The organism is Pedobacter sp. AC163 (genome assembly GCF_979258665.1).
Window position 1 is genome coordinate 2,536,178 of the sequence record NZ_OZ409872.1, and the last position, 23,379, is coordinate 2,559,556.

The 23,379-nt window shown below is 38.2% G+C and carries 22 protein-coding genes; 4 read left to right on the top strand and 18 right to left on the bottom strand.

What is annotated here, in order from left to right; all coding sequences use genetic code 11:
- Nucleotides 1–426 precede the first annotated feature (426 nt).
- From ACZZZK_RS10905 to ACZZZK_RS10915, 3 genes are all read left to right on the top strand, one after another.
- Complete coding sequence (locus ACZZZK_RS10905; RefSeq protein ID WP_463484147.1) at nt 427–567, top strand: hypothetical protein; 141 nt, start codon at nt 427–429, stop codon at nt 565–567.
- Between the two features lie 171 nt (nt 568–738).
- The gene (locus ACZZZK_RS10910; RefSeq protein ID WP_463484148.1) at nt 739–3,009 is read left to right on the top strand and encodes a helix-turn-helix domain-containing protein; all 2,271 of its coding nucleotides are present in this window, start codon (nt 739–741) and stop codon (nt 3,007–3,009) included.
- 231 nt (nt 3,010–3,240) lie between these two features.
- Nucleotides 3,241–3,846 carry a SprT-like domain-containing protein gene (locus tag ACZZZK_RS10915; protein ID WP_463484149.1) on the top strand — a complete coding sequence of 202 codons (606 nt, stop codon included), beginning with the start codon at nt 3,241–3,243 and terminating at the stop codon, nt 3,844–3,846.
- Between the two features lie 4 nt (nt 3,847–3,850).
- On the opposite strand, the gene ade is transcribed toward ACZZZK_RS10915, so the two are convergent.
- The 17 genes from ade to pdxA all read right to left on the bottom strand — a co-directional run bounded on the left by ade (nt 3,851) and on the right by pdxA (nt 21,347).
- On the bottom strand, nt 3,851–5,488 hold the full coding sequence (gene ade, locus ACZZZK_RS10920) for an adenine deaminase (RefSeq protein ID WP_463484150.1): 1,638 nt from the start codon (nt 5,486–5,488) through the stop codon (nt 3,851–3,853).
- 75 nt (nt 5,489–5,563) lie between these two features.
- Nucleotides 5,564–7,540 (bottom strand): alpha-ketoacid dehydrogenase subunit alpha/beta, encoded by a 1,977-nt coding sequence (locus ACZZZK_RS10925; protein ID WP_463484151.1) that lies wholly within the window; start codon nt 7,538–7,540, stop codon nt 5,564–5,566.
- A 19-nt stretch (nt 7,541–7,559) separates the two neighbouring features.
- Entirely contained in the window at nt 7,560–7,802 is a 243-nt protein-coding gene (locus ACZZZK_RS10930) for a DUF2442 domain-containing protein (protein ID WP_463484152.1), read from the bottom strand.
- Nucleotides 7,792–8,025 carry a DUF4160 domain-containing protein gene (locus tag ACZZZK_RS10935; protein WP_463484153.1) on the bottom strand — a complete coding sequence of 78 codons (234 nt, stop codon included), beginning with the start codon at nt 8,023–8,025 and terminating at the stop codon, nt 7,792–7,794. Before ACZZZK_RS10935 ends, ACZZZK_RS10930 begins: the two co-directional genes overlap by 11 nt.
- A gap of 69 nt (nt 8,026–8,094) precedes the next feature.
- On the bottom strand, nt 8,095–9,483 hold the full coding sequence (locus ACZZZK_RS10940) for a LutB/LldF family L-lactate oxidation iron-sulfur protein (RefSeq protein WP_463484154.1): 1,389 nt from the start codon (nt 9,481–9,483) through the stop codon (nt 8,095–8,097).
- Between the two features lie 87 nt (nt 9,484–9,570).
- Nucleotides 9,571–11,208 (bottom strand): M28 family peptidase, encoded by a 1,638-nt coding sequence (locus tag ACZZZK_RS10945; protein WP_463484155.1) that lies wholly within the window; start codon nt 11,206–11,208, stop codon nt 9,571–9,573.
- Between the two features lie 31 nt (nt 11,209–11,239).
- The gene (gene rpiB / locus ACZZZK_RS10950) at nt 11,240–11,677 is read right to left on the bottom strand and encodes a ribose 5-phosphate isomerase B (protein ID WP_463484156.1); all 438 of its coding nucleotides are present in this window, start codon (nt 11,675–11,677) and stop codon (nt 11,240–11,242) included.
- 45 nt (nt 11,678–11,722) lie between these two features.
- Nucleotides 11,723–12,604: a twin-arginine translocase subunit TatC gene (tatC, locus tag ACZZZK_RS10955; RefSeq protein ID WP_463484157.1), complete on the bottom strand. Its 882-nt coding sequence runs from the start codon at nt 12,602–12,604 to the stop codon at nt 11,723–11,725.
- A 120-nt stretch (nt 12,605–12,724) separates the two neighbouring features.
- Nucleotides 12,725–13,924, bottom strand: a complete 1,200-nt coding sequence (locus tag ACZZZK_RS10960; RefSeq protein WP_463484158.1) for an LVIVD repeat-containing protein — start codon at nt 13,922–13,924, stop codon at nt 12,725–12,727.
- A gap of 170 nt (nt 13,925–14,094) precedes the next feature.
- Nucleotides 14,095–15,441, bottom strand: coding sequence for an acetyl-CoA carboxylase biotin carboxylase subunit (gene accC / locus ACZZZK_RS10965; protein ID WP_056851059.1), 1,347 nt, complete (start codon nt 15,439–15,441; stop codon nt 14,095–14,097).
- Between the two features lie 98 nt (nt 15,442–15,539).
- Nucleotides 15,540–16,016: an acetyl-CoA carboxylase biotin carboxyl carrier protein gene (gene accB, locus ACZZZK_RS10970; protein WP_463484159.1), complete on the bottom strand. Its 477-nt coding sequence runs from the start codon at nt 16,014–16,016 to the stop codon at nt 15,540–15,542.
- Nucleotides 16,017–16,172: 156 nt separating this feature from the next.
- Nucleotides 16,173–17,171: a beta-ketoacyl-ACP synthase III gene (locus ACZZZK_RS10975; protein WP_463484160.1), complete on the bottom strand. Its 999-nt coding sequence runs from the start codon at nt 17,169–17,171 to the stop codon at nt 16,173–16,175.
- Between the two features lie 18 nt (nt 17,172–17,189).
- The gene (plsX, locus tag ACZZZK_RS10980; protein WP_056851062.1) at nt 17,190–18,128 is read right to left on the bottom strand and encodes a phosphate acyltransferase PlsX; all 939 of its coding nucleotides are present in this window, start codon (nt 18,126–18,128) and stop codon (nt 17,190–17,192) included.
- 101 nt (nt 18,129–18,229) lie between these two features.
- Complete coding sequence (rpmF, locus tag ACZZZK_RS10985; protein ID WP_010600130.1) at nt 18,230–18,421, bottom strand: 50S ribosomal protein L32; 192 nt, start codon at nt 18,419–18,421, stop codon at nt 18,230–18,232.
- Nucleotides 18,422–18,436: 15 nt separating this feature from the next.
- On the bottom strand, nt 18,437–18,967 hold the full coding sequence (locus ACZZZK_RS10990; protein WP_056851063.1) for a YceD family protein: 531 nt from the start codon (nt 18,965–18,967) through the stop codon (nt 18,437–18,439).
- A gap of 306 nt (nt 18,968–19,273) precedes the next feature.
- The gene (locus ACZZZK_RS10995; protein WP_463484161.1) at nt 19,274–20,116 is read right to left on the bottom strand and encodes a sulfurtransferase; all 843 of its coding nucleotides are present in this window, start codon (nt 20,114–20,116) and stop codon (nt 19,274–19,276) included.
- 151 nt (nt 20,117–20,267) lie between these two features.
- Nucleotides 20,268–21,347 (bottom strand): 4-hydroxythreonine-4-phosphate dehydrogenase PdxA, encoded by a 1,080-nt coding sequence (pdxA, locus tag ACZZZK_RS11000; protein ID WP_463484162.1) that lies wholly within the window; start codon nt 21,345–21,347, stop codon nt 20,268–20,270.
- Between the two features lie 184 nt (nt 21,348–21,531).
- Here pdxA and rsmA point away from each other — a divergent pair, with 184 nt between their 5' ends.
- The gene (gene rsmA, locus ACZZZK_RS11005) at nt 21,532–22,320 is read left to right on the top strand and encodes a 16S rRNA (adenine(1518)-N(6)/adenine(1519)-N(6))-dimethyltransferase RsmA (RefSeq protein ID WP_463484163.1); all 789 of its coding nucleotides are present in this window, start codon (nt 21,532–21,534) and stop codon (nt 22,318–22,320) included.
- Between the two features lie 10 nt (nt 22,321–22,330).
- Here the strand turns inward: rsmA and ACZZZK_RS11010 are convergent, their stop codons facing one another.
- On the bottom strand, nt 22,331–23,362 hold the full coding sequence (locus tag ACZZZK_RS11010; RefSeq protein WP_463484164.1) for a helix-turn-helix transcriptional regulator: 1,032 nt from the start codon (nt 23,360–23,362) through the stop codon (nt 22,331–22,333).
- Nucleotides 23,363–23,379: the final 17 nt, after the last annotated feature.

A 23,379-nucleotide genomic window follows, 5' to 3' on the forward strand; every position in this document is an offset into this window, starting at 1 on the left:
TTAAAGAAATTTAACAGCGATAAGATTTGAATAATTTTGTTTCATCAGGCTGCAAAGATAAGAAAATTGGTTAACTGTTTGAACTGGTTAATGGTTTAATCTTTAATAGCGTTACCCGTTCAAACCCTAAATCACGTTTGGAAAAGCAACTGCAGTAGTTCATCGGTAAAGCAGTCCCGCCATTCATTACAATCTTTTTGTTAAAGCTTCTGCGTTACCTAAACCTCGTAGGTTTTAAAAACCTATGAGGTTTGCTAGTACAACAAAAAGTATTTCCATTGCTGTCGGGTTTAAATAATCTATTTAAGTAGTTCTTAGAAAATATTTAACCACCCCTCGCCCCTCCTAAATTATGAGGGGCAAGGGGTTTGCTATTTCAAAATTGTGCCCGTTTTAAAGTTTATGCTTTTAACCAAACGGGAAATTATGTTAAATTTTAATATCAGCACCGTACTTCTCCGCTTCTTATTTCAAGGAGCGGTTGGGATTGGTTTTTCTCCCAAAAGCGGTAACCCCTTGTTAAATAAAACTGATGGCAGCGGGCATCCCGATTTTTCATCGGGATAAAGCGAACAGCAGGACTACCATTCCCGATGAAAAACTGAACATTCATTTCCAGACATTTAGCTTTGATTACCTAAATTATTAACTGAAAACTAAAAATCATACCTATTTTTGTGCTAAAATTGTTAGCTTTAATCATCCCTCCAACTAAAGCAAACCAAAATCTTACTGCCGATGCCACAACTAGAAGAAACTTCTATGCCCGCAGAAATTGCTGCAAAGTTTGTCAATTACACCTCAAAACATGTTTTCTTAACTGGAAAAGCAGGAACAGGTAAAACTACCTTTCTGCGGAAATTGATTTCGCTTACGCACAAGAAGGCGCTGATTTGTGCACCAACTGGTATTGCTGCAATTAATGCTGCCGGTGTAACCATTCACTCCCTATTTCAGTTGCCTTTCGGGGCATTTTTTCCTGATGCGGCGGGTAATCTAATCAACCAAAACATCACTTTTAATTTTAATACGCCGCGAACCATTGTGAAGCACCTGAATATGCAGGGCAACAAAAAGCGCATGATTCAGGAGCTTGAATTGCTGGTGATTGATGAAGTGAGTATGCTCCGTGCCGACATGCTCGACGCGATTGACTTCTCGTTAAGGTATATTCGGAGAAATAGAAATGTGCCTTTTGGCGGTGTGCAATTACTATTTATTGGCGACTTACACCAGTTGCCCCCGGTAGTAAAAAACGATGAATGGCGGGTGATGGCTGGTTTCTACAAGAGCATTTATTTTTTTGATGCACTGGCTTTACAAAATAATCCGCCAGTATATATCGAGCTGGATAAAATTTACCGTCAGGATGATGCAGTGTTTATTGATTTGTTAAATAACCTGCGCAACAACAAGATTACGCTCGAAGATACCGCTTTGCTGCGCCAGCATTTTAAACAAGATTTTAAGCCTGCGGCCGATGAAAACTATATCACTTTAACTACGCACAACAATAAAGCTGATACCATTAACCGGGAAAGGCTAACGCAGTTGAAAACAAAGTCGTATTTTTTTGATGCGAAAGTTACCGGCGAGTTCAATGAATACTCTTACCCTAATGAAAAAAGTTTAGAGCTGAAAGTTGGCGCTCAGGTTATGTTTATTAAAAATGATATGACTGCCGAAAAGCGCTATTATAATGGAAAAATCGGGGTTGTGCACCACATTGAAAAGGATATTATCGAAATAGAACTCCCTGACGAGCGAACGGTAATTGCCGTTTCGCCCTACACCTGGGAAAATGTAAAATACAAACTCAACGAAGCTACAAATGAAATTGCAGAAAATGTGGCGGGCTCTTTTGTCCAATATCCGCTAAAATTGGCATGGGCAATTACTGTTCATAAAAGCCAGGGTCTAACTTTTGATAAAGCAATAATTGATATCGGGGATGCCTTTGCGCCTGGCCAAGCATATGTAGCATTATCGCGTTTGCGCTCGCTAAAAGGATTGGTGCTTACTTCGCATTTGCGAGAGAATGGTTTGCAGCAAGATCAGAACATTCACTATTTCTCCAGCACAAAACAACCTGCAGAGATCTTAACCCAACAAATAAGCCTGGAGAGTTACGATTTTATCCGAAGTTATTTACTGGCTGCATTCGACTTAAACTTGGTTCGATACTATATGAAAGAGCATGTGGAAACTTTCGATAAAAGTGAGGCGAAGTCTACCAAACAGCGGTATGATGGCTGGACGATGGATTTGTACAAGGAATTTCAGAAAACTACTGCTACAGCTGATACATTTCTAAATCAACTGAAGGGCTTATTCTCCGAACAAACCGAACATACCTTATTTAATGTTTCGAAAAGAGTTGAAGCTGCACTAAAATATTTCAATCCGCTTATTAAAGCTGTATCAGATAAACTATTAGCACAAATTGAATCCATTAAGGAAGAGAAGGGAATCAAAACTTACCTAACCGAATTGCTTGAACTGGAAATTTTGGTTTATGAACAATTGAAAAAAATGCACAAAAGCAAAGCATTGCTCAGTGCGATTATTAACGGAAAAGAATTCAGCAAAGCCGATACTGACAAACTTTTGAATCTGGCTGAACGAAATGAGCAATTGCAAAAGGCCATTCAACTGAAAGGCCAGGTTTTAAAAGTAAAATCGGCTGTTGAGAAGAAAAAGAAAGAGCCGAAGATTGATACAAAATTAGTCAGTTTTGAACTTTACGAACAAGGCAAAACATTGGATGAAATTGCAAAAGAAAGAGGCTTTTCTGTTGGTACAATTGAGGGTCACCTGGCTTATTATGTTTCCACGCAGCAAATAGATGTATCGAAGTTGGTTAAGCCTAACAAAATTAGAAATATTGCTGACGCAGTGGAAAGCCAGAAAACAAAATCGATGGCTACGATCAGAGATTTTTTAGGAAAAGATTATTCATTTGGAGAAATTAAACTGGTGTTAGCTTCTTTGTTCCCATCAGAGGAGTAGGTTTTAAATTTAATCATACAACGGTCGTCATTGCGAGGTACGAAGCAATCTCATTACCACGGGTTTTTATAGCGACCGCATTAAGATTGCTTCGTACCTCGCAATGACGAATTGGCAAATTAGTGTGTAATGAAACTCGGTGTACTCTGTGGTTAATTACTTCGTTAACTCTATGTAAATCTTTGTGCCCTTTGTGGTTAAATATTTTAGCAATTCCTTACCTTAGCATTCGTGGAGAAAGTTGGTTTGTTAGCGCAATATATGCCTGCCCAGGCGGCGCCGCTAATTGCAAAGTGGATAGATTATTTTCAATGCGAGTTTAAAATTGCTAAAACCCGTTCTACAAAACTTGGTGATTACCGCCACCCTTACCGCGACAAGGGACATCGCATTTCTGTAAATTTTAATTTAAATCATTACGCTTTCCTGGTTACCACAGTTCATGAATTTGCGCATTTACTCACCTGGAACGATTTCAAAAACAAAGTAAAACCTCATGGTTTGGAGTGGAAAAAAAACTTCCAAAGAATGATGGTTCCATTTTTTGATATGAACATTTTCCCTGCTGATATTCATCAGGCTATTGATAATTACATGTCTAACCCTGCTGCGTCGAGCTGTTCAGATCTGCATTTATCAAGAGCTTTGAAAAAGTACGATTCTAATACCGTTGAAACGCTGCATTTAGAACAACTTTCACTCAATACGATATTCAAAATAAAAGATGGCCGTCGGTTTACTAAAGGCGAACGCATTCGAAAACGCTATCGCTGTGTATGTTTAGATGATAAAAGAATCTATCTTTTTAATCCTTTGGCAGAAGTTTTTGTGGTTTAGTTGTTTAAACAAACTCGAACTTATCGCCATCAAACAAACCTTTATCGCTTAACTTTAAATGTGGAATAACCAGCAACGCCATAAACGAAAGCGTCATAAATGGAGCAAGCAAAGTAGATCCCAATTCTTTTGCAAACCTATCTATGCTAGTATAGCTTTCTGCAACTTTATATCCATCTTGATTGCTCATTAAACCCGCTACTGGCAAAGCCAAAACTTCTACCCTTCCGTTTCCAAGTGCAACTACGCCACCAGTTTTTTCAATAACATGGTTTACGGCTTCACAAATACTTTTATCATCTACCCCTACAGCAATAATGTTGTGGCTATCGTGAGCAACGCTTGATGCAATCGCACCATTTTTGAGTCCGAAATTTTTAACGAATGATATTGCAACAGGTGCATCGTGATAGCGATTAACCACCACCATCTTCAAAACATCGTATTCTAATTCACTAACAATACTACCATTAGACACTTTTGGTTCGACAGCAATCCGATTGGTAATTAATTGTCCATCCAGTGCTTCAATTACCGCAAGTTCTTCCTCTCTTTTGAAAGGATAAATGAAATCTTCCTCTTTTTTCGGGCTGCAAGCAAAATGATTGACAGATTTTGCATCTTCAATATGTGTTACCCAATTACCCACTGTTCTGCCGTTTTCGGCAAGCAATGCGCCATCAATATAAGTTTGCTTCACGTTAAAGCTTGTCAAATCTTCAATAACGATAAAATCTGCCGCATCGCCAATTTGCAAAGCGCCGACATCAAGTTTATAGTGAAGAATAGGATTGATACAAGCGGCCTGCAGTACTTTAAACACATCAACCCCTTTGGCAACTGCTCTGGCACAAAGTGCATTGATATGATTTTCTACCAAGCTATCCGGATGTTTATCATCGCTGCAAAACATCATCATCTCAGGCCAATCGTTTAGCAAATCGATCAACGCTTCGAAATTTTTAGCAGCACTGCCCTCACGGATTAGGATTTTCATTCCGCGTTGCAATTTATCTAAAGCCTCCTCTGCGGTAAAACATTCATGATCGGTAGAAATGCCTGCATCTATATATTGCTGAACAGTATCGCCCCTTAAACCCGGTGCATGTCCATCCACAGGTTTACCCAACTCATGTGCAGCAGCAATCTTTTTTAAAACCTCATCATCTTTGTAAAGCACACCAGGAAAATTCATCATTTCACTGAGGTATTTTATTTCTGGTCGCTCCAAAAGTGACCGAACATCTTCGTGGTTTAATTCTGCCCCAGCGGTTTCAAAAATAGTTGCCGGAACACAGCTCGGAGCACCGAAGTTAAACTTGAAAGGAACAGTTTTGCCATTCTCAATCATAAATTCTACACCTTCCAAACCGCAAACATTCGCTATTTCGTGTGGATCGCTAATGGTAGATACCGTTCCATGAACGACAGCCAACCTTGCAAACTCGCTCGGAATTAGCATGCTACTTTCTATGTGGACGTGGCTATCAATGAATCCCGGGAGGATAAAATGAGCATCACTTTTGGTCTCGGAAAGTTTCGTAATATTTTTTATTTTGCCTTCTTCAACTTCAACTTCTCCAAAGAAAATATTTCGCTTTCTGATATCAACAATGTTTCCCTCAACTTTAAAATTGCTCATAATTTTATATAATTAACCACAGATAAAAAGGATGAACACGGATGAAAATATCTGTGTTAATCTGTGGTTCTAATTCTAATATTTCAATAATTTATCAACTGTTTCTGCTAATCTCGCCTTGGCTAAAAAATCGTCTTCCAATATTTTGCTCATGGGGATTGCCGTATCCAAACTGGCGCAACGCATTACTGGGGCATCTAAATACGAAAAGCAATGTTCGCCAATCCATGCAGAAATTTCTGCACCGAAGCCACTGGTGAGGGTATCTTCATGTAAGATTAAAACTCTTCCTGTCGATTTTACTGCTTCGCTAACCGTTTCTTTATCCCAGGGTTGAAGTGTTCTTAAATCAACTAAAGTAGCACCGCAATCCGGATTATTTTTAATAAAATCTAATCCCCAGTGAACGCCCAATCCGTAGGTAATTATAGTAAACTTAGTTCCAGAAGTTAACTTCACCGCCTTGCCAATTTCGGTGGTGTAATAACCATCGGGAACTGCCGCGGTTAAACTTCTATATAAGTACTTATGCTCGAAATAAAGCACTGGATTGGGATCTTCAATAGCAGCAAGAAGCAATCCTTTAGCATCTTCTGGAAACGCAGGGTAAACTACTTTTAATCCTGGAGTTTTGGTAAACCAGGCCTCGTTGCTTTGTGAGTGGAATGGACCGGCACCCGTTCCTGCACCCGTTGGCATCCGAACCACAACGTCGGCTTTTTCGCCCCAACGGTAATGTGTTTTGGCCAAATTATTTACAATTTGGTTAAAACCAACCGTTACAAAATCTGCAAACTGCATTTCTACAACTGCCTTGTAACCGTTAATAGACAAACCCAAACCAGCGCCGACAATAGCGGATTCGCAAATTGGTGTATTGCGAACTCGGCCCTTGCCATACTTGGCGGTAAACCCATCGGTTATTTTGAAAGCACCGCCATAATCAGCAATATCCTGCCCCATTAAAACGAGGTTTTGGTATTTCTGCATGGCTAAATCTAATGCATCAGTGATGGCATCTAAATATCTTTTTTCTGTGGAAGATTGACTTGGCGCAACAACAGTTTGTTCGTATGGAAAATACATATCAAGCTCTTCCTGTCCAGCATTCGCTTTAGGCTCCGCCTCATTAAAAGCTTCTTCTACTTCAAGCTCTATATTTCTTTTAATTTGAATTTTAATGTCGATCGCCGCATCGGTGCTTAACACACCTTGTTCAATCAGGTACGATTCATAATTGCTCAACGGATCTTTCTTTTCCCACTCATCAAATAATTCCTGAGGAACATATTTCGTGCCTGATGCCTCCTCGTGTCCACGCATTCTGAACGTTAAACACTCCACCAAAACAGGACGAGGGTCTTTTCTAAGCTCATTAGCCAATTGATTAATGGTATCGTAAACTTCCAGAATATTGTTTCCATCTATCTGAACTCCTTCAATGCCATAGCCAATCGCTTTATCAACCAGATTTTTACACTTAAACTGTTCAGATTTTGGTGTGGATAAGCCATAGCCATTATTTTCTATCAGGAAGATAACAGGCAAATTCCAAACTGCTGCAACATTAACGGCTTCATGAAAATCCCCCTCACTTGTGGCTCCTTCCCCAGTGTAAACCAACGTTACTTTTTGTTTTTTGTCTAAAATATCTGCCAGGGCAATACCATCAGCTAAAGCCATCTGCGGCCCAAGATGAGAGATCATTCCAATGATTTTATAATCTTGTGTCCCAAAGTGAAAAGAGCGATCTCGGCCTTTGGTAAAACCAGTCATTTTGCCTTGCCATTGCGCCATCAGCTTTTTTAAGGGAATATCTCTTGAGGTGAAAACACCAAGATTGCGGTGCATGGGCAGAATATACTCATGTTGCTGCATGGCTAATGTACTGCCAACTGCAATGGCTTCTTGCCCAATTCCTGAGAACCATTTGCCAATTCTACCTTGGCGCAGAAGTTTAAGCATCTTTTCCTCAACCATTCGAGGATAAAGCAATCTTTTGTATAAATTCAATAAGAATTTGTCGTCTTTATCGCGGCGGTTGAAGTGCATATGAATTTTGAAGACCTGGTTATTTTTTCTCTAAAATTGATTCATGAGGTGTAAAATTAAAAAAACCTTCAAAGCTCAAATCCTCATCAAGCTCCTCCCAATGTATTCCAAATGGCGAAAGTGTAAAATTTTCCAGTGAAGATTTTGATGCCTTTTGCAACCTTGGAAACCAACTTAGTGGATGACCTCTAACTTCATCAGTATTTGTTTTAATGAAAATGTTTCCATCATCAAACCAAACTTTAATTACATTAATGTCCATGATATTCATTCCATTTATTGATGATAATTTCTTTGTTCTCTTCGATTAAAGCAATCGCCAAACTAACATCTTTATTCTTAAGGCCTTTATTTGAAATCAATTTAACTTCTTCAACTTCAAATTTAGCTTCACCGTCAGCATTTTTAACATGAACATGAACAGGTAAATGCTCATTAGAATAGAAGAAAAATCTCAATCCAAAGACGATGAAAAGTGTTGGCATAATCTACACGACTTAACTGTGAATTTACGAATTTGATAGGAAGAAGCAGTAATGATATTCAATGTTTTATTACTCCTCCTTATTCTTCTTCAATTCCTCCCACTGTTTTGCAAAAGACTTATCGGCCACTTTAGGCATTTCACGGTATTTCCCCCAACTTTTTTTGAAGAATGATTTTAGCATGAAGTTCTTGAATTTTCCACCGAAAAAATCCATCCACTTACGTTTTTGCATCATTCGGTTAAACATTCCCCAACCCATTTCTTCTACTTTGCCATTTTCATGTGTTGAAGCCGCGTCTCTACGGTTAAGAAGTAACATTTTGTGAATATCGATTTTCACAGGACAAACTTCAGAGCACTTTCCGCATAAACTAGAGGCGTAACTTAAGTGCTTAAACTCTTCCATGCCTTTTAAATGCGGAGTAATCACCGAGCCGATAGGACCGCTGTAAGTGGTGTTGTAAGTATGGCCGCCAATATTTTTATAAACCGGACATGCATTTAAACAGGCACCACAGCGAATGCAATACAAACCCTGACGCTGGTCTTTTTGAGCCAATAAATTTGTACGTCCATTATCCAAAAGGATCACATACATTTCTTCCGGACCATCCGTTTCGTTTGGTTGGCGTGGGCCACTTAAAATGGTATTGTAAACCGTTAAGTTTTGCCCAGTTCCATGTGAAGCTAACAATGGCCAAAACAAATCTAAATCAGCCATTGACGGAACTATTTTTTCGATCCCTACAATTGCAATATGAATTTTTGGAAATGTGGTGCTCAATCTGGCATTCCCTTCATTTTCCGTAATGGCAATGCTTCCTGTATCGGCAATCAGAAAATTACCGCCACTAATTCCAATATCAGCGTTTAAATATTTATCACGAAGCAATTCCCTCGCTTTTTGAACCAACTGAGGTGGCGTAGCATCTACTGGTGTACCAAATTTATCATGAAACAACTGTGCGATGTCAGTAGCACTTAAGTGCATGGCTGGAGTTACAATATGGTAAGGAGCTTGTCCCAATAACTGAACAATATACTCTCCCAAATCACTTTCTAACGACTCGATTCCGTTTTCAGCAAGAAAATCGTTGATGTGAATTTCTTCGGTGGTCATCGATTTTGATTTGATAACCGATTTACCGCCATTCCGTTTGATGATATTCAAGATTTCTTGCTGTGCCTCTGCTGCATCATTTGCCCAAATCACCTTGCCCCCCCGACGTTGGAAATTTGATTCGAACTCTGGCAGATATTTATCTAGATTTTCCATCACACGCCATTTGATAACATGTGCTTTTCTCTTTGATGCCTCCAGGTTTTCGAATTTAGATAAACCGCGTTCTACTGCAGTATTGTATTTACCAATATTAAAATTAATGGTTTTACGATGCGGTAGATCGAACGCTTTTTTATCAGATTTCTCTAAAAATTCATCGGCAGTTTTCATCATATTTCAAAGATAGGAATTTCTATTGCCACCAAAAGTATTGTGCATAAAAAAGCCCCGATTCACAAATCGGGGCTTAAATTTTATTTTTTATTTCTTTGGATTTCCTTTTCCGTCTCTATCAATAGCAGGACGCTTAGGGCGGTTGGCCAATTCCCAAGCGGTGAAATAGGTAAGTTTGGCTCTCTTCGTCAATAGCGGGAAGTTAATTTTGCTTACTTCATCACCAGGTCTGTGATAATCCTGTTCTAACATTCCATCATAATAGAAAATAATCGGAATCCCTAACTTCGCAAAGTTGTAGTGATCAGAACGGTAATAAATCCTGTCTGTATCGTTAGGATCATCATATTTATAATCCAATTTCATTTTGGTATAAGTGGCATTTACCTGCTCGCTTAGGGTTCCTAAATCACTACTCAACATATTTGAACCTACAGAATAAATATAGTTCGCTGAATCTGGTGTACCTAAATATTTCTCACCGATACGACCAATCATATCCGTATTCAAGTTTGCGATGGTATTTTCTACCGGGAATACAGGATGCTGAGAATACCAATCAGAACCCCACAAACCTTTCTCCTCACCAACAACAGTCATGAAAAGAATGCTACGTTTAGATCCTTTTCCGGCTTTTTTAGCGTCGGTAAAGGCTTTTGCCATTAAAAGAACACCGGTGGTACCAGAACCATCATCATCTGCACCGTTATTGATTTTATCTGGTCCTTCAACTTCTGGCGTAATACCAATGTGATCGTAGTGGCCTGTTAATACCAAAACTTCTTTCTTCAATTTCGGATCTGTTCCCTCAAGGAAACCTAAGACATTTTCTCCGCGAACATCAGTACCTTTTTTCATTGCACTTGCAGAAATGGCTAAACTAATGGTCTGCGAGGCAGGTTTATTTGTTTCGTCCACTTTCGCCTGAAAAGCATCTATCGTGGTATTTGCAGCTTTTAAAATTTCGTTTCCGGTAGCGGTAGAAACGCTGATGACAGTAAATGGATTTTGCTTTTTCATCCGCTCCACCACTTCTTCGGTTCTCATTACCACTTGGCCAGCTTCTAAAGATGCTTTACGTTCTGCAGAAATATTGTCAACAGTTGGGTCGATTAATATAACTGCTTTGGCTTTATTTTGAGCCAGATAACCCAATTTCTTCTGCCTTGCCATCATTGCGGCACGTCTGTCTGCTTTATCAGTTGCTTTCATTGTCGGATCGCCAACTGCAAAAATGACAACTACTTTTCCTTCTACATTGATGCCGTCGTATTCGTTAAAACCGTCTTTAGAAATGCCATAGCCAGCAAAAATAATCTCATCAGCACTAAAAGTAAAGCCGTTTAAACCTACAGCATTACTGGTGATTAAGTAATCTTTGTATGCTTGTTTCGGTTGACCGTTTATAGTGAGCATACTTTCACTAATCGCGTAAGTTGCCAGGTCAATTTTCTGGAAATAACCACCATCAACCGGTCCTTTTAATCCAATGGATTTAAAATAGTCGCGAATATAATCTGCAGCCATCCACGCACCTTTTTTACCTGTTTCACGACCTTCATATTCATCAGAAGCCAAAACAGAAAGGTGTTTAAATGCATTTTCAGGATTGATCGCTTTGCTAAACCTAATCGCATCCTTATTTGGCGCTAAAGGTTTAACTTGTGCGAAGCAGCCAACACTTAATATCGACGCCAAGCCTAGGGTTAAAAATCTTTTATTCATTATGGGTAATAGTTAGTTTAGTTTGATAGGGTTAACATGAAATTTTATCAACACGGGTTTGATGGCGACCGCCTTCAAATTCGGTATTTAAAAAAGTTGATGTAATTTCTTTTGCCAATTCTTCTGAAACAAATCTGGCCGGAATACACAATACATTAGCATTGTTATGTTTTCTTACTAATGATGCTACTTCATTCTCCCAGCATAAACCTGCTCGAATACCTGCATGTTTGTTGGCGGCTATGGCTACCCCATTTGCCGATCCACACAATAAAATGCCATAAAGGAACTCGCCACTTTCGACAGCAGCTGCTACCGGATGGGCAAAATCAGGATAATCGACAGAATCTAACGAATAGGTGCCAAAATCCTTTACATCATAATTGACAAGATAATCTTTTAACCATTCTTTATATTCAAAACCAGCGTGATCTCCACCAATCGCTATTTTTATTCTAGTTTCAGACATGTCCAAATTTATATAGAATTATAAAATCTATTCGTAATGTTTTTGTTAGTTAGCGAAGAATGCTGCTTCATCTTTTTTCTTTTTTCTTTCGATGAAAGCAGAAACGAAAATACTCAATTCATAAAGCAAAAATAGTGGTGTCGCTACAATCAACATTGTCATAATATCTGGTGTTGGCGTAACAATAGCTGCTATAATTAAAATAATTACTGCTGCATATCTTCTGCTCGATCTCATTAACTTTGGCGTCATTAATCCAAGCTTCGATAAAATAAAAATAATTACAGGAAGCTCGAAGATAATTCCGGTACCCAACGTTAAAGTAGCAACAGATGATAAGTATGAATCAACTGTAAAGGTATTTTTAATCTCTTCACTTACTGTATATCCTGTTAAAAAGTTAATCGAAAGCGGGCAAACAATGAAATATCCAAATAAAATACCAATAACAAAAAGTACTGATGCAAAAAACACAAAACCGCTGGCAGATTTACGCTCATTTTCATGCAAAGCAGGTTTAATAAATCGCCAGATTTCCCATAGCAAATAAGGAAATCCTACCACGATACCGCACATCACGCAAACGTTTAACTGAAGATTGAACTGTCCTGCCATCTCGGTATTGATAATTTCACCATTAATTTTGGTGATACACATATCTGCTCCGAGTGAAGGAAATTTCTCTACCAACTTGCACATCATGCGGTAAGTCCAGAAATCGGGTTTCTTCGGGCCAAAAATAATCTTATCCAGAATAAATTCGTTGAAATAGAAAGCGATACCAGTAAAAACGGCAATGGCAATTACAGCTCTGATTAAGTGTTTACGGAGAACATCAAGGTGATCGAAGAAAGACATTTCTGCCTCTAAGGTTGTACTCTTTTGTCCTATAGCTTTTGTAAGGGAAGTTTTTTTAGTGTCGCTCATGTTGAAAACAAAAATACCATTCTAATTGAATAGAATGGTATCTACGTGTTAAATATAGAAATAGTTTAGATAATTATGAGAAATGCATATAAAAATTGATTTTATATGTTTCCTACTTTATTATTTCACTTTAATTAAACTCATCTGTTTCAAATTAGAAGCATTGCTATAATTAAATTGGTAAACGCCGTCTTCTCCGGTAACAATTAGTGATTTCGGTCCTGCAATTACATCGAAACTTTTTACCGTTTGCAGATGCTGTAACATGTTACTTCCAATAGCTTTGTGATCAGAAATATTGAAGCTTTTGATGCCGAAATTACCTTCGCATAAAAACAAATTATTCCCACTAATACTTAAGCCGTGTGGGTTCTGCATCTGGTAAAGCGCTACCTGCTTAGGTTTTGTTGGGTCTTCGATATCTACCACTTCCAGCTGATTAACGGTTTGTCTGCAAAACGTTCCCGTTCTTAAAGTAACATAGGCATACTTCCCTTGCACCACAACTGGGTCGCAGGCAAAAACATGACTGTAAGTAGATAGTTTTACCGGATTTGCAGCATCAACAGCATTAAAAATATGCATACCTGTATTGGTACCGATGAATAATTTATTATCGTAAGGAAAAATAGTCTCAACTCCCCAACCCAGGTTGATTGATTTAACATAAGATGGACTCGCAGCATTTTTTACATCAAATAAACCCAGCTCATACATGCCTACCGTATACAAGTAATCATTCATCAATGTAAACCTTGCCATGGAACCGCCCTGACCAGATGAGCCGCTTTGAGATGACGAGCTGGAGTATGCAGAAATGTCATTTACAACACCTGTGTACTTTTGTTTTTTAACCACTGTATCTTTTGTGTAGTATAGATATTTTTGAACACCTGTAGAATAAACCTGCTTGAAAACATCGTTTAGCCGTTTAACTTGCTTAATACCGCTCATATTCGAAATATCGAAGGCAATCAAATCGATGAAACTATCTGCATAGAGAATGTTGTTACGAACAGCAAGATCTACGTTTCCAGGAATTTTTAAAAAAGCAATATTTACCGGTGCATTAGGATTCGCATTATTGTAAATATGAATACCCTCATAAGGCTCATTAATTAAAAGGTAATCGTTGTAAATGTAGATTTTTCCAGTTTTTTTGGCTTCGATGGCTTTACTAACTCCTACTGGCAAGGCTCTCATTGCCTCAACAGAAATCATTTTTGTGATTTTGATTACTTCATATTCATCTTTTTTGCATTGTGTAAACAATACTCCAACAAAAAGAAGCAGAAATACGTTAAGTAGATTTTTTTTCATGGTTTGAGGGTTTTAATTTAAAAACGAGCGTAATTACTTAAACGCTACAAGGTTAAGAATTTATTTTTGATATCACTTGAGATTGAACGTTAACATCCACTCAGATCGCCACAAAAAAAAAGAAGCCAGGTTTTTTCAAACCTGGCTTCTTAAAATATTTAAATTTTCAGTTATTCAGAATCTATAAATTCAAACGTTTCCATAAATTTTGTAGTGAAGTTACCTGCTCTAAAGTTAGGGTCTTTCATCAATTGTAAATGGAAAGGAATGGTAGTTTTAACACCTTCAATTACAAATTCTCCTAAAGCACGTTCCATAGTACAAATGGCTTCTTCGCGGGTTTGTGCCACACAAATTAGCTTTGCAATCATCGAATCGTAGTTTGATGGAATAGAATAACCTGCATATACATGTGTATCTACACGAACCCCGTGACCACCTGGAGAGTGGAAATTCGTGATTTTCCCTGGCGAAGGACGGAAATTATTCGCTGGATCTTCAGCATTGATACGACATTCAATCGCATGCATATCAGGGAAATAATTTTTACCCGAAATCGGAATTCCGGCAGCTACTTTAATTTGCTCTTTAATTAAATCAAAATTGATTACTTCTTCAGTAACTGGATGTTCTACCTGAATACGCGTATTCATTTCCATAAAATAGAAATTGCGGTGTTTATCAACCAAAAATTCGATTGTACCAGCGCCTTCATAGTTTACTGCCTGTGCACCTTTAATAGCAGCCTCTCCCATTCTTACACGAAGTTCTTCCGTCATAAATGGTGAAGGAGATTCCTCTACCAACTTTTGGTGACGGCGTTGAATAGAACAATCACGCTCGGATAAATGGCAAGCTTTACCAAACTGATCTCCAATAATTTGAATTTCAATGTGACGTGGATCTTCGATGTATTTCTCTAAATATAAGCCATCGTTACCGAAAGCAGCACCAGATTCCTGACGGGCGCTATCCCAGGCATTTTCAAAATCTTCATCTTTCCAAACTACACGCATTCCACGGCCACCACCACCGGCAGTTGCTTTAAGGATTACAGGGTAACCCATTTCATTGGCAATTGCAATACCTTCTTTTACGCTGGTAAGCAAACCTTCTGAACCTGGAATAGTAGGTACACCCGCAATTTTCATGGTTTCTTTAGCAGAGGCTTTATCGCCCATACCATTAATTTGCTCGGGAGTTGCACCAATAAATTTGATACCGTACTCGCGGCAAATGTTAGAAAACTTAGCGTTTTCTGATAAGAAACCATAACCTGGATGTATGGCATCAGCATTAGTTAATTCTGCTGCTGAAATAATATTTGGAATATTTAAATAAGAATCTTTACTTGGAGGAGGGCCAATACAAACAGCCTCATCAGCAAAACGTACGTGTAAACTTTCGCGATCGGCGGTAGAATAAACAGCAACTGTTTTGATGCCCATTTCCTTACAGGTACGGATAATACGCAAAGCGATTTCTCCCCTGTTGGCAATCAGTATTTTTTTAAACATAATTTTTAATTTAGGATTGCACTGATTTTAAGGATTACACCGATTGGGTCGGTATCATCACAAATCTGTGAAATCAAATTAATCTGTGAAATCGGCTTCTAAATAGGTTCTATTAAAAACAACGGCTGATCGTATTCAACTGGTGATGCATTATCAACCAAAATTTTAACGATACGACCTGAAACTTCACTTTCAATTTCGTTAAATAGTTTCATTGCTTCAATAATACAAACTACTTTACCAGTGCTGATTTCATCGCCAACGTTTACAAACATCGGTTTATCCGGACTAGAAGAACGGTAGAATGTACCAATCATTGGAGATTTAATAGTAATATATTTTGATGTATCCTCTGCAGCTGGTACCGCAGGTGTAGTCGCAACCGGAGCTGTAGGAGCTGTAGCAACTGGCGCAGCAGCCTGCACAAGTGGTGCTTGTGGTACGGTAGCATGCACAACTGTTGGTGCCTGGTTTGTTTTAATCGTGATCTTGAAGTTTTCCTGCTCAATAGCAACTTCGTTTACTCCAGAACGAGAAACAAATTTAATCAGTTCCTGTATTTGTTTGATATCCATTTTTTAATCCTTGTTATGTAAAAAATAGTGTATAAATGAATTAACTAAGTTATACTTTTTTTTGTTTGTAATTATATAGAAAATAGGAAACGGAAATAGGGAATAGACCTGGCTAGAAAGTACATCATCTATTTTCTATCTACAATTTTCCATTCTCTAATTTGTATCGTATGCCCATTTAAGGTAAATAGAACCCCAGGTAAAGCCCCCTCCAAAAGCAGCTAACACAATGTTATCTCCTTTTTTCAGTCTGCTTTCCCATTCCCATAAGCACAATGGAATAGTTCCGTTTGTGGTATTGCCGTAACGCTCAATGTTGATCATTACTTTATCAGTAGTTACGCCCATACGGTTAGCAGTAGCATCGATAATGCGTTTGTTAGCCTGGTGAGGCACTAACCATGCAACATCATCAGCGGTTAAGCTGTTACGTTCCATAATTTCTGCTGCGACATTGGCCATATTAGTTACCGCAAATTTAAATACTGTAGGGCCTTCCTGATGTGCGAAATGCTCTCTGGCATCAATGCTTTCATGAGTTGCTGGCTTAACAGAACCACCGGCTTTCATTCCTAAGAAATCTCTTCCCGAACCATCGGTTCTTAAAATAGAATCCTGAATACCAAAGCCCTCTTCATTTGGCTCTAATAAAGCACAACCACAGCCATCACCAAAGATGATACAGGTTGTACGGTCTTCATAATTGATAATAGACGACATTTTATCGCCACCAACAACTAAAACTTTTTTATGTCTTCCCGATTCAATGAAAGATGCACCGGTAGCTAAACCGAAAATAAAACCCGAGCAAGCAGCTTGTAAATCGTAACCCCATGCATTTGTCGCCCCAACTTTATCGGCTAAAACATTCGCCGTTGCAGGGAAAGTAAAATCAGGTGTAGTGGTGCAAAAGATAATCAATTCAATTTCTTTTGCATCAATACCTCTTTTTTTAAGTAACCCATTTACAGCATGCACAGCCATATCTGAAGTACCTAAACCTTCGCCCTTTAAAATTCTACGCTCTTTAATTCCCGTTCTGCTGGTTATCCATTCATCAGACGTATCAACAATGGTTTCTAACTCTGCATTCGTTAACACATAGTCGGGGACGTAACCATTTACTGCAGTAATAGCAGCATGAATTTTACTCATTTTAAAAATTTTAATAAATTATTTAAATGCCATTCTAATCTTTTCTACCAATCCAGTGGTAATCATTTCTCTGGATTGAAGAACCATATTTTTAACAGCCAGCGGACTAGAAATTCCATGTCCGATAACAACGGGAGCGTTAACGCCTAAAACCGGACTTCCACCGTATTGTTCGTAGTTAAAACGATCGAAAAACTCATCTTTCAAACCTTTTTTAATGGTAATTACATAAAATGATTCTGCTAATTTTAGCATCACGTTTCCGGTAAAACCATCGCAAACGATTACATCCGATTTATCGTTGAATAAATCTCTACCTTCAACATTCCCAACAAAATTAAAAAGATTGGTATCCTTCATCAACGGAAAAGTAGCCATGCTTAACATGTTTCCTTTTTCATCTTCTTCACCAATATTCATTAAAGCTACCCGAGGGTTTTCTATTTGCAATAAATTTTCGGCATATAAGCTTCCCAAAACGCCAAACTGAAGTAAAATATCTGGTTTGCAATCAGCGTTTGCACCTACATCTAATAACAGACCGGTACCACCTTTAAGTTTTGGAAGAATAGAGCAAAGGCAAGGGCGAATAATGCCCGGAATAGTTTTAACGCTGAAAACAGCGCCAACCAGCATCGCACCAGAGTTACCGGCACTTGCAAAAGAATCGATTTTACCTTCTTTTAAAAGGTTAAAGCCAACCGCAATGCTCGAATTTGGTTTCTGAACAATAGCTTTGGTAGGATGTTCGCCCATACCAATAACTTCATCAGTATGAACGTATTCAAAATGATCCGGATTAAAGCCCTCTTCTGCGAGAATGGGTTTAATCTGTTCGGTATCGCCAATAAGAACTAAATGTTCTCCGGCGTTTAGCGATTGATGAGCTGCTATTGCTCCCAAAACGATTGCTTTGGGAGCATAGTCTCCGCCCATTATGTCGAGGCCTATTTTCATAGAAAAAATCTGTTTGTGTTAGATTAGGTAAAATCCTAAAATTATCAGTCGACTAAGGTATGACTAAAGCCGCTGAAAACACAAACAATTTTTTAAGAAAATTACCCGATTTGAGTATTTTCGATAACCAATTTACCGTTATAGTATAAGTTACCATCAACGTTGTATGCACGGTGAGGTACGTGGATAGCACCTGTTGCTGCGCAAGTTGCTAAAGAAGGAGTTACTGCTTTATAGTGCGTTCTTCTTTTATTTTTTCTCTGTTTCGAGATTTTCCGTTTTGGATGTGCCATTGGTGTATAATCTAATTATTTTTTTAACTTATTAAGGGCTTCCCAACGTGGGTCGCTTGTTTGTTCGTTTTCTTCTGCTTGCTTATCAATAGAGAGCTGCTCTAACCGGTCAATCATTTCCTGGTCACACTCTTTATCTGCCTGCTCGCAGTTTTTGATATAAGGTACAGCTACGTTAATCATTTCGTACAAAGGTGCCGATATATCAATCTCGGTGTCTTTGCGGTTTAGCGTAATAATTTCCTCATCATCGCTTTCCAACTCATCCTCAGCAAATTTCACAATCTGTCTTTCGTACAAGTTTACCGGGTAGGCAAACTCCGATAAACATTTATCGCAATCTAAATTTACTGTTCCAATAACTTTAAATTTTAAAAGCAACATGGTCTCTTGTTTCTCAAGTTCCAGTTCTACTTTTAAATCTCCGCTTTTAATTAATGAATATTCAAACGCATTAAAAAAGCGGTCATCAAGCTCATAATCAAAGTGATGAACTCCCAATTTTAATCCGGTAAACGGTATAGAAAATTGTTTTAATGGCTTCAAAGTACTGTAAAATTTTAGCCTGCAAATGTAGGGATAAAATAGTTAGATAAAAAATGTTTTTTAAAAATTGTTGCTGTTCTGGAAGCGAGATTTGGAATATTAGACTAAATCATAATTTTTTGAAAATCAGTTTCGTTGCTAAGCAGTTACGAAAGTTTCGCTGTTTATTGGAAAGTTACTAACTCTAATAAGCACCTGCACATTAGAGTTAGTAACTTTAAAGAACAACAAAATAGATTTGCAAGTTAATCGTCTACCTGCCGCAGGCAGGGGCTTATTTATAACTTCCTTTAGAAGAATCAAAGATTAATGTTTGGCTAATACCATTTCCTTATTGTTTCTACTCCATTCGCTCCATGAGCCCACATACAATTTAGGGATAGGCAAACCCGCATAATCCATTGCTAAAAGCGTATGGCACGCGGTAATACCCGATCCGCAATGAACAATAACATTTTCAGGCTTAACTTTTTCTAAAGCTTTGGTATAATTTTCTCTTAAAACCTCTTGATTTAAAAATCTGCCGTCCGCATCTAAATTCTTTGTAAAGGGAATGTTTATTGCACCTGGAATATGGCCAGCTATCGTATCAATCGGCTCTGTTAAGCCTGCAAAACGATTTGCATCCCGTACGTCGATTACGATATGATCATCTGCTTTAGAAACTCTTTCCACTTCTTCTATATCAGCCAAAGGCAGACTCCATGAACCAACTTCGTATTGACCAACAGATTTTGGAATCTCGACCTTATTTGTTGTCGGGAAATTTGCTTTTACCGCCGCTTGAAAACCTCCATCAATTACCTGAACTTTTTCATGGCCAACAGATCTCAGCATCCACCAAAGCCTCGCGGCAGCATTACCACCGTTTTTATCATCATAAACGATAACATGACTATGCTTTGTAATGCCAAGTTTCTGCAACGTATTGGCAAACTGCTCCAAGCTAGGCAATGGATGGCGACCACCAACTGCAAAGTCGCCGATATTGGCTAAATCATCGTTTACATCGACAAAAATTGCACCTGCTAAATGTTGCTCATCATAACGGACTTTCGAGCCCGCACTCGCATCGACAATTACAATTTCATCATCTTGATTTAACCAGGTTAAATCTTCGGGCTTGATAATTGGGGAAATTTTGCTCATTTCATTTTTATTTGATATACAATTTTAACCAAAATAAACCTGATAGCAGTGAAAATCTCCCGATTCTTCATCGGGAATTGGAACGAATAGCAGGACTTTCGCAACCGATAAGACACAGAACTTTGCTTTACAAAAAATTAAGATCTAAGTCTTAAGAAGCGTCGTCTTTTATGTCAAACTGTGTTTCAACAACCTTTCCACCACCGCGTAACTGAGTACTTAACATTTCTTCTTGCTCTCTGCGGTTTTTAACGATGTGTATGGCTGAAAATAATGCTTCAGTAAATGAGGTAGAATCGGCTAAATCTTTACCAGCGATATCGTAGCCCGTTCCATGATCTGGCGATGTGCGAACGAAATTTAAACCTGCCGTAAAATTTACGCCATTATGGAAAGCCAATGTTTTAAAGGGAATTAAACCCTGATCGTGGTACATAGCCAACACTGCATCGAATTGTTTGTAGCTTCCATTTCCAAAAAATCCATCAGCAGGATAAGGACCGAAAACCATTAAACCTTTATCATAAGCCTCTTTAATGGCTGGAGAAATAATTTCGGCCTCTTCGGCACCTAATAAACCATTATCGCTGGCATGAGGATTTAACCCCAAAACAGCGATTTTCGGTTTTTCGATCCAGAAATCTTTTTTCAAGCTATCATTAATCAATTTTAATTTACTGAGAATTTTATCTTTGGTAATAGATGTTGGAACGTCCTTAACAGGAATGTGTCCGGTAACTACCCCAACACGTAAATTTTCACTGATTAAAAACATCAGCACGTCTTTACTTCCGCTTTTTTCCCGCAAATATTCGGTATGACCAGGAAACGAAAAGGTTTCTGATTGAATGTTGTGTTTGTTAATCGGAGCCGTAACCAAAGCATCAATGTCGCCCGCAACTAAATCGGCCGTTGCTCTTTCGAGCGATAAAAGCGCATATTTTCCACCCGTTTCAGTTACCTGCCCAAGTTCGATTTTTACATCTTCTTCCCAGCAATTAATCATATTTGCTTTTTTAAGCTGCGCTTGATTAGCATGATTAATAACGTTAAAACTGAAATCGCCCAGGTTATTTGCCTTTCGATGGAAAGAGGAAACCTTGGTATGACCATAAACAATTGGTGTACAATAATTTAAAATAGCCGGATTTGATAACGTTTTAATGATTACTTCCAAACCTATGCCATTCACGTCGCCTATACTGATACCAATTTTAAGTTTATTGCTCATAATTACTGGAAAATTTTAGCGCAAATTACTGATTTTCGCTTAAACAGGTGCTTACCGGATAAAAATTAGTTATTTTGTAGAAAATAGTTAGTCTGCAAAACACAGCTTTTACAGCACGATGAACAAAATGTAATTCTAATTTTTCCGTGCTTTCTGTGTTTCCGTGGCAAAAAAAATCTTCGAGATGAGTTTAGTAAAAGCGAAAAAACATTTAGGTCAGCATTTTTTAACCGATAAGGGTATTGCCAACCGCATTGTAGAAAGCTTGGTAAATACTGAAAAGTACAACCAGGTTTTGGAAGTTGGGCCAGGAATGGGGATTTTGTCTGATTTTTTGTTGCAACGCGGAGATTTACAAACTTATTTGATCGACATTGATACTGAGTCTTTCCATTTCCTGAATGAAAAATATCCGCAATTGGGCGATCGCTTAATTAATGGAGACTTTTTAAAACTAGATTTCGACGGCATTTTCCCGGATAAATTTGCCATCATTGGGAATTTCCCTTATAATATTTCATCGCAAATTCTATTTAAAATTTTGGATAACCGCCACAAAGTGGTAGAAATGGTGGGCATGTTTCAGAAGGAGGTGGCCCAACGTTGTGCTGCGCCAGCAGGCAACAAAGAGTATGGGATTTTGAGTGTTTTTCTTCAGGCTTATTACAAAATTGAGTATTTGTTTACCGTAAAACCAGGCACTTTTAATCCACCCCCAAAAGTGCACTCTGCCGTAATTCGCTTAACCAGAAATGAGGTTGAAACTTTAGATTGCGACGAAAAACTATTCTGGCGTGTAGTAAAAGCTGGCTTTAACCAACGTAGAAAAACCTTGCGTAACGCCGTTTCTGCTGTGATGCCAAAAGATAAAATGGACACTCACATCTATTTCGAAAAACGTGCTGAACAGTTAACTGTGGATGATTTTGTGAAGTTAACGCAGCATGTAAGCGCTTTGATGCAACAAGAGTAAGGTCTGTATGTTATGATTTCTTGTCGCCGTTATCTTCGTACTGGCCATAGGATTTCTGCAACCGCGTTTTAATTTTCGAAATCAAGAAACGTGGTGCTAGCACTTTAACGCATTCTCCGAAACCTAAAATTTCTCTTTCGAGTTCGAAATTTAAAACCACGTCAATTCTAAAAGTTGTTGTTTTTTCAGTTTTTGTTAACAGCACTTGCGAGGAATGTAAAGGCTTAGTTACCACATAAGGCGCATGATCGTTTGTAAATTCTAAAACTACTTTTTGCGCTCGGTCTCTGTCATTTTTTGTCACTCCGATCAAGTCATCATAATAGCGATCGAAATCTACGCCTTCATGAAGTACAAATTCTTCGTTAGGTAATTCCTGAAAATCAATTATTCTATCTAAAGCCAAATTTAAAATCCCAGGTCTTTTTTTCGCTTTGCAGATTAAAAACCACCTATTTCTGTATTCCTTCAATAAATAAGGATAGTAAATTCCTTGCTGCCCTTGTTGTGCTTTGAATGATTTATACTCAATTAATAATGATCGCTTATTTAAAACCGCCTGATATAATGGAGGAATACACTCTAATCCTTTTACCAACTTATTCCCTTCTAACTGGATATTATTTCCGCTTTGTTTTGTGCTTTTATAAAGATTATTTTCCAGGCGGGCAATCATATCGCTCATTTCATCGAAATAGTTAAAGGCATTAAATTCTTTTAATACGCCCACAATTTCTTTCATTTTATCAACGTCAGCATTATTGATTGGAGCTTTAGTAATGCTGTAACTCGCGTCATCGTAGGCATAAAACCGTTTATCCTGCACCACAATTGGTGCATTGTAACCTAGTTTATCGCTCCGCATAATTTGGATATCCGCCTGAATGGTGCGTTTACTTACGCCCGTAGTAATTCCTTCTAGCTCATAAAGAGTTTTGGCAACCTTTTCAATAATATCATCTAAAGTCCACTTTCGGAAACGATTTTTCAGACAATCATCAATGGTTTTGTATCGAATGAGCGCTAATTTATTTACAGCCATTTAAAGCAATTTTGGTT

What these genes read in the sequence shown, in the direction of transcription:
- ACZZZK_RS10930 (WP_463484152.1), bottom strand. Translation starts at nt 7,802, where the DNA reads ATGGACATTAATGTAATTAAAGTTTGGTTTGATGATGGAAACATTTTC.
- ACZZZK_RS10940 (WP_463484154.1), bottom strand. Translation starts at nt 9,483, where the DNA reads ATGATGAAAACTGCCGATGAATTTTTAGAGAAATCTGATAAAAAAGCG.
- rpiB (WP_463484156.1), bottom strand. Translation starts at nt 11,677, where the DNA reads ATGTCTGAAACTAGAATAAAAATAGCGATTGGTGGAGATCACGCTGGT.
- ACZZZK_RS10905 (WP_463484147.1), top strand. Translation starts at nt 427, where the DNA reads ATGTTAAATTTTAATATCAGCACCGTACTTCTCCGCTTCTTATTTCAA.
- ade (WP_463484150.1), bottom strand. Translation starts at nt 5,488, where the DNA reads ATGAGCAATTTTAAAGTTGAGGGAAACATTGTTGATATCAGAAAGCGA.
- ACZZZK_RS10975 (WP_463484160.1), bottom strand. Translation starts at nt 17,171, where the DNA reads ATGAGTAAAATTCATGCTGCTATTACTGCAGTAAATGGTTACGTCCCC.
- ACZZZK_RS10925 (WP_463484151.1), bottom strand. Translation starts at nt 7,540, where the DNA reads ATGCACTTCAACCGCCGCGATAAAGACGACAAATTCTTATTGAATTTA.
- ACZZZK_RS10945 (WP_463484155.1), bottom strand. Translation starts at nt 11,208, where the DNA reads ATGAATAAAAGATTTTTAACCCTAGGCTTGGCGTCGATATTAAGTGTT.
- rsmA (WP_463484163.1), top strand. Translation starts at nt 21,532, where the DNA reads ATGAGTTTAGTAAAAGCGAAAAAACATTTAGGTCAGCATTTTTTAACC.
- accC (WP_056851059.1), bottom strand. Translation starts at nt 15,441, where the DNA reads ATGTTTAAAAAAATACTGATTGCCAACAGGGGAGAAATCGCTTTGCGT.
- accB (WP_463484159.1), bottom strand. Translation starts at nt 16,016, where the DNA reads ATGGATATCAAACAAATACAGGAACTGATTAAATTTGTTTCTCGTTCT.
- tatC (WP_463484157.1), bottom strand. Translation starts at nt 12,604, where the DNA reads ATGAGCGACACTAAAAAAACTTCCCTTACAAAAGCTATAGGACAAAAG.
- rpmF (WP_010600130.1), bottom strand. Translation starts at nt 18,421, where the DNA reads ATGGCACATCCAAAACGGAAAATCTCGAAACAGAGAAAAAATAAAAGA.
- ACZZZK_RS10935 (WP_463484153.1), bottom strand. Translation starts at nt 8,025, where the DNA reads ATGCCAACACTTTTCATCGTCTTTGGATTGAGATTTTTCTTCTATTCT.
- ACZZZK_RS10960 (WP_463484158.1), bottom strand. Translation starts at nt 13,924, where the DNA reads ATGAAAAAAAATCTACTTAACGTATTTCTGCTTCTTTTTGTTGGAGTA.
- pdxA (WP_463484162.1), bottom strand. Translation starts at nt 21,347, where the DNA reads ATGAGCAATAAACTTAAAATTGGTATCAGTATAGGCGACGTGAATGGC.
- ACZZZK_RS11010 (WP_463484164.1), bottom strand. Translation starts at nt 23,362, where the DNA reads ATGGCTGTAAATAAATTAGCGCTCATTCGATACAAAACCATTGATGAT.
- ACZZZK_RS10995 (WP_463484161.1), bottom strand. Translation starts at nt 20,116, where the DNA reads ATGAGCAAAATTTCCCCAATTATCAAGCCCGAAGATTTAACCTGGTTA.
- plsX (WP_056851062.1), bottom strand. Translation starts at nt 18,128, where the DNA reads ATGAAAATAGGCCTCGACATAATGGGCGGAGACTATGCTCCCAAAGCA.
- ACZZZK_RS10910 (WP_463484148.1), top strand. Translation starts at nt 739, where the DNA reads ATGCCACAACTAGAAGAAACTTCTATGCCCGCAGAAATTGCTGCAAAG.